16 protein-coding genes, 5 tRNA genes and 1 riboswitch are annotated in these 14,902 nt (G+C 32.2%); of the genes, 20 read left to right on the top strand and 1 reads right to left on the bottom strand.

What is annotated here, in order from left to right:
- Window positions 1-18: 18 nt before the first annotated feature.
- From CKL_RS17980 to mreB, 15 genes are all read left to right on the top strand, one after another.
- Window positions 19-387, top strand: a complete 369-nt coding sequence (locus tag CKL_RS17980; protein ID WP_012104013.1) for an ATP synthase subunit I — start codon at window positions 19-21, stop codon at window positions 385-387.
- A 33-nt stretch (window positions 388-420) separates the two neighbouring features.
- Window positions 421-1,104 carry a F0F1 ATP synthase subunit A gene (locus tag CKL_RS17975; protein ID WP_012104012.1) on the top strand — a complete coding sequence of 228 codons (684 nt, stop codon included), beginning with the start codon at window positions 421-423 and terminating at the stop codon, window positions 1,102-1,104.
- A 49-nt stretch (window positions 1,105-1,153) separates the two neighbouring features.
- Window positions 1,154-1,399 carry an ATP synthase F0 subunit C gene (atpE, locus tag CKL_RS17970; protein WP_012104011.1) on the top strand — a complete coding sequence of 82 codons (246 nt, stop codon included), beginning with the start codon at window positions 1,154-1,156 and terminating at the stop codon, window positions 1,397-1,399.
- Window positions 1,400-1,460: 61 nt separating this feature from the next.
- Entirely contained in the window at window positions 1,461-1,940 is a 480-nt protein-coding gene (locus CKL_RS17965; protein ID WP_012104010.1) for a F0F1 ATP synthase subunit B, read from the top strand.
- 4 nt (window positions 1,941-1,944) lie between these two features.
- Entirely contained in the window at window positions 1,945-2,490 is a 546-nt protein-coding gene (locus tag CKL_RS17960) for a F0F1 ATP synthase subunit delta (RefSeq protein ID WP_012104009.1), read from the top strand.
- Between the two features lie 4 nt (window positions 2,491-2,494).
- Complete coding sequence (gene atpA / locus CKL_RS17955) at window positions 2,495-4,009, top strand: F0F1 ATP synthase subunit alpha (protein ID WP_012104008.1); 1,515 nt, start codon at window positions 2,495-2,497, stop codon at window positions 4,007-4,009.
- A 26-nt stretch (window positions 4,010-4,035) separates the two neighbouring features.
- On the top strand, window positions 4,036-4,887 hold the full coding sequence (gene atpG / locus CKL_RS17950) for an ATP synthase F1 subunit gamma (RefSeq protein ID WP_012104007.1): 852 nt from the start codon (window positions 4,036-4,038) through the stop codon (window positions 4,885-4,887).
- Window positions 4,888-4,899: 12 nt separating this feature from the next.
- The gene (atpD, locus tag CKL_RS17945) at window positions 4,900-6,294 is read left to right on the top strand and encodes a F0F1 ATP synthase subunit beta (RefSeq protein ID WP_012104006.1); all 1,395 of its coding nucleotides are present in this window, start codon (window positions 4,900-4,902) and stop codon (window positions 6,292-6,294) included.
- A gap of 50 nt (window positions 6,295-6,344) precedes the next feature.
- On the top strand, window positions 6,345-6,743 hold the full coding sequence (locus tag CKL_RS17940) for a F0F1 ATP synthase subunit epsilon (protein ID WP_012104005.1): 399 nt from the start codon (window positions 6,345-6,347) through the stop codon (window positions 6,741-6,743).
- Window positions 6,744-7,052: 309 nt separating this feature from the next.
- A complete protein-coding gene (locus CKL_RS17935) occupies window positions 7,053-7,790 on the top strand; it encodes a hypothetical protein (RefSeq protein ID WP_012104004.1) in 738 nt (245 codons plus the stop codon).
- A gap of 392 nt (window positions 7,791-8,182) precedes the next feature.
- Window positions 8,183-9,442 (top strand): UDP-N-acetylglucosamine 1-carboxyvinyltransferase, encoded by a 1,260-nt coding sequence (murA, locus tag CKL_RS17930; protein WP_012104003.1) that lies wholly within the window; start codon window positions 8,183-8,185, stop codon window positions 9,440-9,442.
- 136 nt (window positions 9,443-9,578) lie between these two features.
- Complete coding sequence (spoIID, locus tag CKL_RS17925; protein WP_012104002.1) at window positions 9,579-10,619, top strand: stage II sporulation protein D; 1,041 nt, start codon at window positions 9,579-9,581, stop codon at window positions 10,617-10,619.
- Window positions 10,620-10,765: 146 nt separating this feature from the next.
- Window positions 10,766-11,497 carry a M23 family metallopeptidase gene (locus tag CKL_RS17920; protein ID WP_012104001.1) on the top strand — a complete coding sequence of 244 codons (732 nt, stop codon included), beginning with the start codon at window positions 10,766-10,768 and terminating at the stop codon, window positions 11,495-11,497.
- Window positions 11,498-11,841: 344 nt separating this feature from the next.
- Window positions 11,842-12,096 (top strand): sporulation transcriptional regulator SpoIIID, encoded by a 255-nt coding sequence (gene spoIIID / locus CKL_RS17915; protein ID WP_012104000.1) that lies wholly within the window; start codon window positions 11,842-11,844, stop codon window positions 12,094-12,096.
- Window positions 12,097-12,193: 97 nt separating this feature from the next.
- Window positions 12,194-13,225: a rod shape-determining protein gene (mreB, locus tag CKL_RS17910; protein ID WP_012103999.1), complete on the top strand. Its 1,032-nt coding sequence runs from the start codon at window positions 12,194-12,196 to the stop codon at window positions 13,223-13,225.
- A 99-nt stretch (window positions 13,226-13,324) separates the two neighbouring features.
- On the opposite strand, the gene yyaC is transcribed toward mreB, so the two are convergent.
- Window positions 13,325-13,864: a spore protease YyaC gene (yyaC, locus tag CKL_RS17905; RefSeq protein WP_012103998.1), complete on the bottom strand. Its 540-nt coding sequence runs from the start codon at window positions 13,862-13,864 to the stop codon at window positions 13,325-13,327.
- 409 nt (window positions 13,865-14,273) lie between these two features.
- Between yyaC and CKL_RS17900 the strand changes: the two genes are divergently transcribed.
- The 5 genes from CKL_RS17900 to CKL_RS17880 all read left to right on the top strand — a co-directional run bounded on the left by CKL_RS17900 (window position 14,274) and on the right by CKL_RS17880 (window position 14,710).
- Window positions 14,274-14,349 (top strand) — tRNA-Thr (locus CKL_RS17900).
- A gap of 5 nt (window positions 14,350-14,354) precedes the next feature.
- Window positions 14,355-14,439: transfer RNA gene (locus tag CKL_RS17895), tRNA-Tyr, on the top strand.
- A 9-nt stretch (window positions 14,440-14,448) separates the two neighbouring features.
- Window positions 14,449-14,524 (top strand) — tRNA-Val (locus CKL_RS17890).
- A 20-nt stretch (window positions 14,525-14,544) separates the two neighbouring features.
- Window positions 14,545-14,620, top strand: a tRNA-Thr gene (locus CKL_RS17885).
- Between the two features lie 5 nt (window positions 14,621-14,625).
- A tRNA-Tyr gene (locus CKL_RS17880) sits at window positions 14,626-14,710 on the top strand.
- A 75-nt stretch (window positions 14,711-14,785) separates the two neighbouring features.
- Window positions 14,786-14,891: riboswitch (SAM riboswitch) on the top strand.
- Window positions 14,892-14,902 lie beyond the last annotated feature (11 nt).

Here is a 14,902-nt window from a genome sequence, read left to right as displayed (position 1 = left end):
TCGTAAAAGGAGGAATTGATGAATAGAGATAGTTTAGGAAATACAAAGATGGTATTTTTAATTAATGTACTAATAGGTATATTGTTAGCGGGTTTATCACAGTTGTTTTTCAAGAGATATGGATTATTTATTCTACTTGGAATGTCTATAGCTATGTTTAATTTTTTTGTTAACAATATACTAGGTAGGTCAATGCTACATAAATTTAAAAATTCATCGGCATTTTTATATCTTATAGGTTTTATTATTAGAATTATGATTGCTACAGGAATAGGGTATATTACTTTTAGATACAACAAATATAATGCAATAGCATATCTGTTTGGCTACACTTGTAATCTATTAGGCATATATATATATTTAGCTTTTGAAAATAACAAAACATAAACGTATAAATAATTATAGAAGGGATGTGATGAAGTGGAACACTTTTCGCCATTGTTTTCAATACATTTGGGATCATTTGATATTCCTATAACTTCTAGTGTTGTGGTACAATGGGGTATTATTTTAATTTTAGCTGTCTTAGCAAAGTTTTTTACACGAAATATGCAAAGACTGCCCGATGGAAGACAGAATGTTGTTGAGATGATTGTTGAGGCAGTACAAAATCTAGTTAAAAATAATATGGGAAAAGAGTACATATCATTTGTGCCGTATATAGGAACTCTTGCAATATATATATTGGTAATGAATATTGCACCAGTAATTATAGGATTAAAAGCTCCTACGGAAGATCTGAGTGTTACATTAGGCTTAGCACTTATAACTTTTGTATTGGTTCAATTTAATGCCATTAAAAAAACTGGATTGAAAAATTATTTTATAGGTTATACTAAACCAGTTGTAATGTTATTGCCCCTTAATATTGTAGAGAGATTAGTTCTTCCAGTGTCTTTAAGTCTCCGACTGTTTGGAAATTTAACTGCGGGAGCTGTAATTATTGGAATAGTATATGAAGGATTAGGAAATATCGCATGGTTCTCACAGTTTTTAATCCCCATTCCTTTACATGCTTTCTTTGATTTATTTGATGGCTCAATACAGATGATAGTATTTGTTATGTTAACAGTAATGAATATAAGAATTGTTGCTGAACACTAATATATTTAATTTTTTAATATTTAATTTATTTTGAAGGAGGATTTTTATTATGAATTTGGATTCACAATCATTTATATCAGGCATGGCAGCTATAGGAGCAGGATTAGCAGCTATAGGATGCTTAGGTGGAGGTATTGGAATTGGTATCGCTACGGGAAAGGCAGTTGAAGGTGTTTCAAGACAGCCAGAGGCAAGTGGTAAAATATTAAGTATGTTCTTTGTAAGTGCAGCCTTGTCAGAAGTAACAGCTATTTATTCCCTATTGATAGCTCTTATTTTAGCATTTAAAGTTTGATTTTATTATATACCTCACCAAATTTAGACATACATTTTAGAGGGGAGGATTGAAGTTTAACATGCAAGTTAATTGGGTTACAGTTGTTATAACAATAATAAATTTTGTTGTATTATACATTATCTTAAGGCATTTCTTCTTTAAACCAGTTGATAATGTACTTACCAGTAGACAACAGGAAATTAATTCAAAGATTAAAAATGCCTATGAAAATGAAAAAAAGTCCAAAGAGTTGGTTACCAAACATGAGGCATTATTGAAAGGCTCAAGAGAAGAAGGTAAAAATATTGTTGAGGGTTATAAAAATAAGGCAGAACAAATTTCAGAAAATGTATTAAATGAAGCACGCAGGGAAGCACAGTTAATACTAGACAGGGCGAAGAATGAAGCAGATAGAGAAAGAGAAAAAGCCCAGGATGACATAAAAAATCAAGTGGTAGATTTAGCTATTTTAGTGTCATCGAAAGCCTTAGAAGGATCTATTGATGAAGAACAACATAGAAAACTTATTAAGGACTTTATAGCTAAGGTAGGTATCTAAAAAGATGTATGAATATTTAGATAGAAGATACGCTCTTGCACTTTATAAAATTGCAGAGGAAAAGGGAAAAGTTGAAGAATATTTAGAGGAATTAAAGGATGTTACAGATATAATAAATAATGATACTCAATTTTTAGAATTTATAGAGCATCCTGAAATTAGTACTGCTGAAAAGAAAAAAACATTTATAAATGTTTTTAAAGGTAAAATAAGTGAAGATATACTTTCGTTTTTACTAATACTTATTGATAAAGGAAGAATTAATCAATTGTATAGTAAGCTTAAAGAAATGGGAAAGATATATCTTGAAAATCATAATACAGTTATTGCTACAGTAAAAACTGTTATTCCTTTAGAAGATGATGAAAGGGAAACTCTAACTGAAAAATTAAGGAGAAAGTTTAATAAAGAAGTTTTGATTAAAGAAGAATTAGATCCTGAAATAATAGGTGGAGTTTATGTTGAAGTAAATAATATGGTTATTGACGGAACTGTAAAATCAAAGCTTTCTGAAATGAAAAAAATAATGCTTAAAGGAGAACAGAGGTGAGCCTATGAACGTAAAACCTGAAGAAATAACTTCAATTATAAAAAGTCAAATAGAAAAATATGAAAAGAAAATAGAGACAGTTGATTCAGGTACAATAATTCAAATTGGTGATGGTATTGCTAGAGTTTATGGTCTTAATGGATGTATGGCAGGAGAACTTTTAGAGTTTCCTAATGATGTTTATGCTATGGCTCTAAATCTTGAACAAGATAATGTAGGCTGTGTTCTTTTAGGTTCTCAGGAGGGAATAAAGGAAGGGAATACAGTAAAGAGAACAGGTAAAGTTGTAGAAGTACCTGTAGGAGAAAATATTATAGGAAGAGTTGTAAATTCATTAGGACATCCTATTGATGGCAAGGGCGCTATTAGTACTACTGAAACTAGAGCTGTAGAGCTTGTGGCACCGGGGGTTATAACCAGGCAGGCAGTTAAGCAACCTTTGCAGACAGGAATAAAGGCTATAGATGCTATGATACCAATTGGCAGAGGACAAAGAGAACTTATAATAGGAGATAGGCAGACTGGTAAAACTGCTATTGCCATGGATACCATAATAAATCAAAAAGGAAAAGATGTAATATGCATTTATGTAGCTATAGGACAAAAACAATCTACAGTAGCACATATAGTGAATAATTTGATAGAGACAAATGCCATGGATTATACTATAGTGGTATCTGCAGCTGCTTCTGAATCAGCACCGCTTCAATATATTGCTCCTTATGCAGGCTGCTCCATGGGAGAATATTTTATGAATAAAGGAAAAGATGTGCTTATAGTATACGATGATTTATCTAAGCATGCAGTGGCATATAGGGCTATGTCTTTGTTACTTCGAAGACCACCGAGAAGGGAAGCATATCCGGGAGATGTTTTCTATCTCCATTCAAGGCTCCTAGAAAGAGCTGCCAAACTTTCAGATAAGTTGGGAGGAGGATCACTTACAGCACTGCCTATAATAGAAACACTGGCAGGAGATGTTACCGCATATATACCAACTAATGTTATTTCTATAACGGATGGACAGATATTTTTAGAAACAGAACTTTTTTATTCCGGTCAAAGGCCTGCTATAAATGCGGGTATATCTGTATCTAGAGTTGGAGGTAATGCACAAATTAAAGCTATGAAGCAAGTAGCAGGTACTCTTAGAATAGATTTGGCACAATATAGGGAACTTGCATCTTTTGCACAATTTGGCTCCGATTTGGATAAAGAATCAAAGAGAACTCTTGAAAAAGGTAAGAGATTAACAGAAATATTAAAGCAGCCTCAATATAAACCAATGGCTGTGGAAAAACAAGTAATGATATTGTTTGCAGCCAGCAGAAATTACATAATGGATATACCGGTAGAAAGAATATCAGAATTTGAAGAAGAATTTCTTGATTATATGGATACCCATCATAGAGAAATAGGAGATGAAATAAAGGAAAAACAAGTTATATCTGATGAATTAAGTGATAAACTTAGAAATGCTATAGAAGAATTCAAAAAAATATTTTTAATAGAGGGATAGGTATATTTATCTCAGGGAGGTGAAATATGGCAGGAGCAGGACTTGTTACAATCAAAAGAAGAATAAAATCAATAACCAGCACTCAAAAAATAACCAAGGCCATGGGACTTATCGCCACCTCTAAACTTAGAAAAGTAAGAAAAAAACTTGAGGCAAATAATAAATATTGCGAGCTTTTTAGTTCTATTGTAAATGAATTAGCAATGGAAGCTGAACAAAATAATATTTATATAAAGGGTAATAAAAGCAATAAAAAATTATATATAGCTTTGAATTCTGATACAGGATTGTGTGGAGGATTTAATGCTAATGTGGTAAATGAGTTAAATTCCATAAGGTCAAAAGAGAAGGAAGATTTCCTCTTAATAACCATGGGACAAAAAGGGAAAATGTATTTTAGAAGACTCAATTATAATATAGAATCAGAATACATAGACATTCCGGATGTTCCTACAATAAAAGAAACAGAAGATGTAGTATATAAAGCATTGGAGCTTTATAGAAATGGTGAGATTGGAGAAATCAATATAGTATTTACTAAGTTTATTTCAACTATTAAACAAAATGTGATTGTTGAAAAATTACTTCCCTTAGAGGTTAAAAAAGTGGAAAAAAGAAATTTTATCGTGAAATTTGAACCATCTGCGGATGAAATGATAGAAGATATAGTGGAACTTCATCTAAGACAAAAATTACTTAATTGTATTATAAACTCAAAAGTTAGTGAACAATCTTCCAGAATGACGGCGATGGATGGAGCTACTAAAAATGCAAATGATTTATTAGATGAACTAAATCTTCAATATAATAGAGAAAGACAAACTGCTATAACGCAGGAAATAACCGAAATAGTTGGAGGAGCAGAAGCTCTAAAGTAAGGAGGGATGTTCATGTCTAATATAGGCAAAGTCGTTCAGGTTATAGGACCTGTAGTGGATATAAAATTTGATGAAGAAAACCTTCCAGATATATATAATGCCATAAGTATAGAATCGGGAAATGCAAAAATTATTACGGAAGTAGCACAGCACTTAGGTGATGATATAGTAAGAACTATATCTATGGAGAGTACAGATGGGTTGATGAGAGGCATGGATGCTTTAGATATTGGAGCACCTATATCTGTGCCTGTTGGAAAACCGGTTTTAGGGAGACTTTTTAATATGCTAGGGCAGCCTATTGATGAAAATGGAGAAGTAGAAGCAGATGAATATTCTCCTATTCATAGACCGGCACCAAGTTTTGAGGATCAATCTGTTAAACCTGAAATGTTTGAAACAGGTATCAAAGTTATTGATCTTATTGCACCATATCAAAAAGGTGGTAAAATAGGATTGTTTGGTGGAGCAGGTGTAGGTAAGACAGTTATTATACAAGAACTTATAAATAATATTGCAAAAGAACATGGTGGATTATCTGTCTTTACGGGTGTAGGAGAAAGAACTAGAGAAGGTAATGACTTATACTATGAAATGCAGGAATCAGGAGTTATAAATAAAACTGCCTTGGTATTTGGGCAAATGAATGAACCACCAGGTGCAAGAATGAGAGTTGCACTTACAGGGCTTACTATGGCGGAACATTTTAGAGATGAAGGACAGGATGTACTTTTATTTATAGATAACATATTCAGGTTTACTCAAGCAGGTTCGGAAGTTTCGGCATTACTTGGAAGAATACCTAGTGCTGTTGGATATCAACCCACACTTGCCACAGAAATGGGTTCTCTTCAAGAAAGAATAACTTCTACAAAACATGGATCCATTACCTCTGTTCAGGCAGTATATGTTCCGGCAGATGATTTAACAGATCCGGCACCAGCCACAACTTTCACACATCTTGATGCCACTACGGTGCTTTCAAGGTCTATATCAGAAATTGGTATTTATCCTGCAGTTGATCCGCTAGCTTCAACATCAAGGATACTCGATCCTAGAGTTGTAGGGGAGGAACATTATAAAGTAGCTTCAGATGTTAAACATATACTTGAAAGATATAGTGAACTTCAAGATATTATAGCAATTTTAGGCGTAGACGAACTTTCAGAAGAAGATAGATTGGTGGTTATAAGAGCAAGAAGAATACAGAGGTTTTTGTCACAGCCATTTTCTGTGGCAGAACAGTTTACAGGATATGAAGGAAAATATGTACCTATAAAAGAAACTATAAGAGGTTTTAAAGAAATACTTGAAGGTAAGTACGATGATTTACCAGAGACAGCTTTCCTGTTTAAGGGAAGTATAGATGAAGTTATTGAATCTGCTAAAAATATGGTGAAAAGTTAAATGTGTGTTGAAAAGGATAAAGTGTAGGTACTTTAAAAAGGAGAATTAATATGGCAGAAGTTCTGAAATTAACTATCCTTACTCCTGATAGAGAATTTTATAAAGGAGAGGTATTAGAAGTAATAACAGATAGCATTCAAGGTAATATAACTATTCTTCCGGGACATATGCCTTTAATTACTACTTTAAAATCCACAGATACTCGTATAGTAGAAAAAAGCGGCAAGGAATTAAAGGCATTTACCTCAAATGGAATATTAGAAATAAAGAATAATGAATTAAAAATCTTATGTGATGTTTGTGAATGGCCAGGAGAAATAGATTTAAAAAGAGCAGAAGAGGCCAAAAAAAGAGCGGAACAAAGATTGGCCCATAAAGATGGAATAGATGTAAAGAGAGCACAGCTAGCGTTAAATAGGGCCTTAGCTAGAATTAATCTACTAAAATAATTCAGTAAATTAGCTTATTTAGCTAAAATAAAAACACTATTAAGAACACCATAACAGGTGATAAACTTAATGGTGTTTTTTTAGTTTAAATATGCACATTCTATTATATAAATTTATATATTAATATAAGACCCTCCTTATGGAATTTTTATTTTTTGAAAACAAAAATTAACCTGTCATTGCTAATTTTAGTAAAAATAATATAAAATAAAAATTTTTGCGAATAGTAATAGAAAAGTTGTCCATAATTTTTAAGGTAAAGGTAAGGAGGTGAAAAGTTCTGCATAGCACTTGCAGAATCACATTATTATGAAGAAACTAGCAATAATATTTTTTTTGATAATATATTTAATATCTTTTCAATGTTATTTAGGAGCATCAGCAAACGGCTATTATAGTAAGCAGATATTTAAAAGAGAAGACAGCACCACTTTAGAAAAAGTGGATTTATTTAAAGATATATTGGATAGAACTCACGGCTATCCCACAGAATGTGGAGGTATGTTAGTTTTTACTACTACCAGTTGTGGGGAAAAAACAGCAAACAAGATATTTATGAAATTAAATGAATATTACAAATTAAATAAGAATGTATGTGAAAATGATCAAATGTATTCTTTGGATTTTAATAATGACTATGTTGAAGGATATATACAGAGTGTGAAATATGAAGACTATAATATTGTAACGGTTAACATCATACAAAAAAGTAATTTATATGAATTAAAGAATATAAAAAGCAATTTAGATAAATGTATCCCAAAGGAAGTAAAAAAGTATAGATATTTCCAGTATGTTAAGGCAAAGGTTGAGAATGGAAAGGTTGAAACCTTAAATAATCAGATAAAAGAAATTCTAAAGTATCGGCATGCATGTAATATTAAAACTGTAACTTTACAAGAAGGATATACTAATACTGCATATACCCATAGATATGAAAGTATACAAAGCAATGGAGATTTAATAGATTTCAATTATGCAGTTATGAAATATGATATGGATATTTATATAATTATGGGAACTCCACAGATAATGGCAGCATATTAATAATATATATTATTGAATTATAATAAGATTTTAGGCATGTACTGTCTTTTTCATACTATTATGTGTTCAAAAATAATTGTCGGTTGAATGAGATATTTTACATAATATTTTGTTAATAGAATCCCATGTGATAGAAAACTATCAGAGGATTTTATTTCCTTAATTCTAAGTGAAATGAGTTTACCATCTTTGACTTGTGAGGTACTTTTATCCGAATGTAGTAATTAGCTAACCACTCCCCATCTTCTTTAAAGTGGGAGATAAGCACTGCTACGCATTTGGATAAGTGAGTCTATTTAACGTAAAAATAAACATTGTTTATAGTCAAGGAATAGTCATTGAATTGGTAAAAATTAATTAACATATCAGCAATTATAGAATGGAGGAACACTATGAGTAAGATAGTAATTAAAGGGGGAAGTAACCTCCATGGAGAAGTTAATATCAGTGCTGCTAAAAATTCAGTGTTGCCTATTATAGCAGCTTCCATTTTAAGTGGAGATAAGTGCATTATAGATAATGTTCCCATGTTGGAAGATGTTTTTGTGATAAGTAATATATTAAAAAGTATATCTGCAGATGTAACTATAGATAAAAAATTAAATAAGATTATTATAGATACTTCTAATATAAGTTATTGTGATCCCTGTAGTGAACTAGTGAAAAAAATGAGGGCATCATTTTTAATAATGGGACCTATGATATCCAGATTCGGAGGATTTAAATTATGTCTTCCTGGAGGGTGTAATATTGGAACTAGACCAATAGACTTACATTTAAAAGGGTTTGCTGCTCTTGGTGCAAAGGTAAATGTAGAGCATGGATTTGTGGAAGCAAAAGCTAAAAAATTAATAGGAAATAAAATATATTTGGATTTTCCATCAGTAGGGGCCACAGAAAATATAATGATGGCAGCAGTAACCGCTGAAGGGGAGACTATAATAGAAAATGCAGCGGAAGAACCGGAAATAAAAGATCTGGCAGACTTTTTGAATAGTATGGGTGCAAATATTACTGGTGCAGGGTCTAGAGCTATTCACATAAAAGGAGTAAAAAATTTAAAAGGAAGTAGTCATAGTCCCATATGTGACAGGATAGAATCAGGAACATTTATGGTAGCTGCTGCTATAACCAAAAGCAAGATTAGAATAAATGGCATAAATGAAGAGTATCTAAAGCCTATAATTGCTAAACTTACAGAAGCCGGGGTATATATAAGATGCGAGGGAAATAGTTTAATTGTAGATGGAAATAGAGAATTAAATCCTATAGATATTAAGACTATGCCTTATCCAGGATTTCCTACAGATATGCAATCACAGGTAACTGGTTTATTAAGTACAGTTAAAGGTACAAGTATTGTAACAGAAACCATTTTTGAAAATAGATTTATGCATGTAATGGAAATGAAAAGAATGGGAGCAAATATAAAGATAGATGGAAGAAGTGCAGTTATAGAAGGAGTTGATAAGCTTACAGGAGCAGAAGTAAAAGCTACAGATCTTAGAGCTGGTGCAGCACTCATACTTTGCGGATTAGCGGCAGAAGGGAAAACAGAAGTTATAGATATATATCATATAGATAGAGGGTATGTAGATATTGAAAAAAAATTAAAATTATTAGGAGCTGATATTGAAAGAGTAAATGAATAATTTTTATATTGTTGATAGAAAAAGGAGAAAAAATAACGAAAATTTTCTTCTTTTTTAATATTTAAAGAGTCTCCAGTGGAATAATTTAAATTATGATGTAATAAAAATATATTAAGTCATAATGTGGGAGAACAAAATGAGAAGATACGTTATAAATTTTTTCAAGAAACTTGTTATTTTAATATTCATGAGCACAGCATTTATAATATTACTTTCATTGGGTATAAACGGTATAAAAATTAGCCAATACATCGTCGTACCTGAATTTTTAATGAAATCCATAAGTAAAAGTTATAATTATAGTCCACAGTATATAAAAGTGTATATAACTGAAGAAAATAAAATAAAAAAGATGAATTTGGAAGAATATATAGTAGGAGTTGTAGCGGCCGAAATGCCAGCAGAATTTTCGGAAGAAGCAATTAAGGCTCAAGCTGTAGCAGCTAGAACTTTTGGAGCAGCCCATATGGAGATATATGGCGGAAAAAAATACAAGAGTAATACAGGGGCGGATGTATGCGATACAGTTAAGTGTCAAGTATTCACAAATAAAGATGAAAGAATGAAGAATTGGCCTGAGTCTGAGAGAGAGGAGTATTGGAATAAGATAGTAAGTGCAGTAAAAGATACTTCAGGCCAGGTGTTAACTTATAAAAATGAATTAGTTATGGAGCCATATTATTTTGCGGTAAGTGGGGGAAGAACGGAAAATGCAGTGGATGTATTTGGAAAGGGAGAAGAATATTTAAAGAGTGTAGAGAGTCCTGGAGAAGAAGGTGCATCTAAGTATAGGACTTCTGTAAAGTTATCCTATACTAACTTTGTAGATAAAATAAATTCTCAATACCCCAATTCAGGATTGTCTATAAAAAATTTATCTAATCAAGTGTCTATAGAATCTAGAAATGAAGGAGGGTCTGTCAAAGAAATTAAATTAGGGTCAGTTACTATATCAGGAGCAAAATTTAGAACTATTATGTCATTAAATTCTTCAGATTTTAATATATATTTTAAAGATAATATCATTATTGAGTGTATCGGATATGGTCATAGAGTAGGAATGAGTCAGTGGGGAGCAAATGCTATGGCTAAGCAGGGTAAGACTTTCAAAGAGATATTAGCTCATTATTACAATAAAACGGAACTTCAAAATTTAGAAGTATTTTATAATAAATAAAGTTTATCTAAGGAGTAAATAATAAAGAGACAAAATGAGATCTCATTTTGTCTCTTTATTATTTTTACAAAAATTATGAAGAAAAAAATTATAAAATATGTATTTTTTGTTATTGTCTGGACAAACTACAAAAAGGAGGTGTTCATATGGACAGAAAAATTTTTAGTAGAGCATTTAACTTTTTAAAGAAGGAGGGTTTTTATATAATCCTATTCATTTGTCTTTGTGTTGTGGCAACAGTTGCAATAATAACTGCTAGAAATAATAAGAATCAAAGTGCCGAGTTGCAAAAAAGTGTAAGTTTACAACAAAAGCAGACCAAAGAAACAGCCCAAACAGATGAAAAGCCTTCTTCCAGTTATGATAATGCTCTCCAGGTAAAAAAGAGTGAAAAAACAAATACTAGCGAAAAAACAAATACTAATCAATCCGAAGAAACTTCAAAAAGTGTATCTAGTTCAATTAGTACTTCTTTTCAAAAGCCAGTGGAAGGAAATATTGCAAGAGCATATTCTGCGGATCCTGTATATTGGGATTCTACAGGTACCTATAGACCAAATTTAGGGTACGATATACAAACAAAGTTGGGAAAACCTGTATTTGCGGCTATGGATGGAAAAGTAGAAGAAGTGAATAAAGCAACCCAAGATGGAGTGGAAGTTATTATAGATCATCAAAATGGGTTAAAGACTGTGTATTCTAACCTAGATGATAATGTTGAAGTTAGTGTAGGGCAAACATTGAAAAAGGGAACTGCTATAGGAATAGTAGGAAGAAGTACATTGAGAGCAGCCTATGAAAAATATGGAGATCATCTGCATTTTGCAATTTTAAAAGGCAGTGAGTTTGTAGATCCCGCTAAATATATAAAATACTAGTATTAGGCCATTTCCCACCATTTTATGGAGAAATGGCCAACACATCATGAATTTAAAAATGTTAATGAGCATATTTATAAATATAAGGGGACGAGCAACTGTAAAAAATTATGAGAGCATAGATTATATAGATAAAAAGTGTTTATAAATATATTTTAGAAGGTTTTTATCCAAACAATTGGCTAATATCCCCAGCCTTTTCAAAGGGGATAATCGCTGCTACGCACCTGGATAAGTTCTTCTAAAGTTCAAATGGAGAAAAGCATTTGTCTATAGCAAACTTTACCTGAACTTAGAAATTACTTGATTTATTATGGTGAAGTGTATAAAGGAGTTGAATAAATTTGAAAGATTACATTGAAGAAAGGGTTTTAGAAGTTGCCAAATATATAATAGGTTCTAAAGCTACTATCAGAAAAACCGCTAAGGTTTTTGGAGTAAGTAAAAGTACCATACACAAGGATATGACGGAAAGGTTACCAAAGATAAATCCGCAAATTGCCCAGGAAGCTAAGAATATATTGGATTATAATAAGGCAGAAAGGCATATAAGAGGTGGAAAAGCTACGAAGATGAAATATAAGGCTATTGAAGGGTAAAAACATTCCCATTACAATTAGAATATGATATGATAATAAATATGACAATTTTATATTTTTATTGTGAAAAGCTAGTAAGATTAGGAGTGAAAAAGGAATGTTTTTTAATATAGGAACTGATATGGGTATAGATTTGGGAACAGCTACAGTACTTGTTTATATTAAAGGGAAAGGGGTAATTTTAAAAGAACCTTCAGTTGTTGCTATAGATAAGATTAAAAATAAAGTACTTGCTGTGGGAGAAGAAGCATGGCAGATGATAGGGAGGACACCAGGAAATATTGTGGCTATTCGTCCGCTGAGGGAAGGAGTTATATCTGATTATGATGTAACAGAAAAGATGTTAAAATATTTTATAAGTAAGGCTTGTGGGAAAAAAAGAATGTCGGCACCTAGAATAGTAGTATGTGTCCCTTGTGAATCTACTGAAGTCGAAAAGAGAGCTGTAATTGATGCGGCTAAAAATGCAGGTGCAAAAAAGGTATTCTTGATTGAAGAACCTTTAGCTGCAGCTATAGGAGCAGGAATTGATATAACTAAAGCTAGTGGTAATATGGTAATAGATATAGGTGGAGGAACTACGGATGTAGCAGTGATTTCTCTAGGAGGAATAGTTGTAAGGTCTTCTATAAAAATAGCAGGAGATAAATTTGATGAGGCTATAATGAAATATATCAGAAAAGAACATAAATTGATGATTGGGGAAAGAACTTCAGAAGATTTAAAAATAAATATAGGTTCTGCCTTTGACAGGGAAGAGGAAGTGACTATGGAAATAAGAGGGAGAGATTTGATTACAGGACTTCCTAAAAACATAACAGTATCTTCAGAGGAAATGAGAATAGCTTTAAAGGAAATTGTAAATTCCATAGCTGATACAACTCATGCAGTATTAGAAAAGACTCCACCAGAATTAGCAGCAGATATAGCTGAAAAAGGTATTTTTATGACTGGTGGAGGAGCATTACTAAATGGACTAAGTGATTTAATAAGGGAAGTTACAAAAGTACCCGTTTATGTGGCTGAAGACCCTATATCCTGTGTGGCTTTAGGTACAGGCAAAGTTCTTGAATATTTAGATAAGATGGAAGTTTTTTTTACCGGTGATGATATAACATTAATAGATTAACTATATACAAAAATATATTTTTAAGATATTAAAAAGGTAAATTCTAACTTATTATATTGTAGATTAAGTTTATTTAAGTTAGTTTTTTATCGCATAGGCTTAAGATAATATATTGTTATAATATAAATAATATGAATGAATTAATGAATAAAGTATTACTTCAGCCATATTTAAAATTAAATTGAGACGTATATTATTAGAATTATTAAAAAGATTTTCATTTTCATTTGAATCAACTATGCCTATTATTGAGAGATCCCCTACATTTGGAAGAGATTTTCCTACGCCTTTACCGGGATGTACAGGGAAATCCCTTACTTGAATTTCCCCTATGGCTTCTAAGTTTCCTAAACAAGCATCTATCCCTATAATAGTACTATAGGGATGAAGTAATTTTATTTGTTTTAATTTATCTTCTATGTTTAAAGCATGTATAGGATCTGAAATTGTACCATAAGTAGGCAGAGGAAAGTGTTTGCACTTTAGTAGAGTGCCTACTAAAGGACCTAAACAGTCTCCTATATATCTATCGGTACCAATACATACAATAACACTATCTTTATCAATATAATTCTTTAGAAAATAGGCAAGTTCATGATAGGACAAAGGATTTTTATAATTGACTTTTACTCTATTCAATATATTCACCTTCCTTTATGTATAACTCTATAAATGTTTTTATCCAAAGGGAGCAGTCAGCTAATGCCCGGTTTCTTTAAAATGGGGGGATAGCACTGCTGTATCATGGATAAGTTCTTTTAAGGTTCAGATGGAGGCAAGCATTATTTATGAACAAACTTCCACCTGAATCTATAAATAATTTCATAGAGAACATTATATATAATGTATATGATGAGAAGCGGTAAAATATTAAATTTCAACCATATACATATGATTTTCAAAGAAATCTAAAGAAATATGGAGCAATAAACCTTTAATATTATATTATACGGGTATAGTAGGTTTGAAAATAAATGAATGAGAATGTATACTAATCTACGTTAGGCATGTGTGTTTGTATTCTATAAAATACATAGTTAAAGAATAAGCTGGCATAGCTCAGCAGGTAGAGCAACTGACTTGTAATCAGTAGGTCGTGGGTTCGAAGCCTACTGCCAGCACCAAATATGGAGGAATTCCCGAGTGGCCAAAGGGGGCAGACTGTAAATCTGTTGTCAGTGACTTCGATGGTTCGAATCCATCTTCCTCCACCATAAAAATTGGGGCGCATAGCTCAGCTGGGAGAGCATCTGCCTTACAAGCAGGGGGTCACAGGTTCGATCCCTGTTGTGCCCACCATTTATCTAATAATAAAATAAGCTGGCATAGCTCAGCAGGTAGAGCAACTGACTTGTAATCAGTAGGTCGTGGGTTCGAAGCCTACTGCCAGCACCAAATGCGGAGGAATTCCCGAGTGGCCAAAGGGGGCAGACTGTAAATCTGTTGTCAGTGACTTCGATGGTTCGAATCCATCTTCCTCCACCATAAAAGGCACTTTTGGGTGTTTTTTATTTTACTTAATTTGTTGTTTTCATAACTAATAAAATTTATTATATGAAGCTCTTATCAAGAGAGGTGGAGGGAAAAGGCCCTGTGAAGCCCGGCAACCAGTGCTTTAATCATTAAGGTGCCAATTCCAGCAGTTTTAAAGGCTGCAAGATAAGAGAGTAGTTAATT

The sequence above is a fragment of the Clostridium kluyveri DSM 555 genome (assembly GCF_000016505.1).
Taxonomy (GTDB): domain Bacteria; phylum Bacillota; class Clostridia; order Clostridiales; family Clostridiaceae; genus Clostridium_B; species Clostridium_B kluyveri.
Note: the sequence above shows the minus strand (reverse complement) of the source record. Positions and strands in the feature narration are given on the sequence as shown.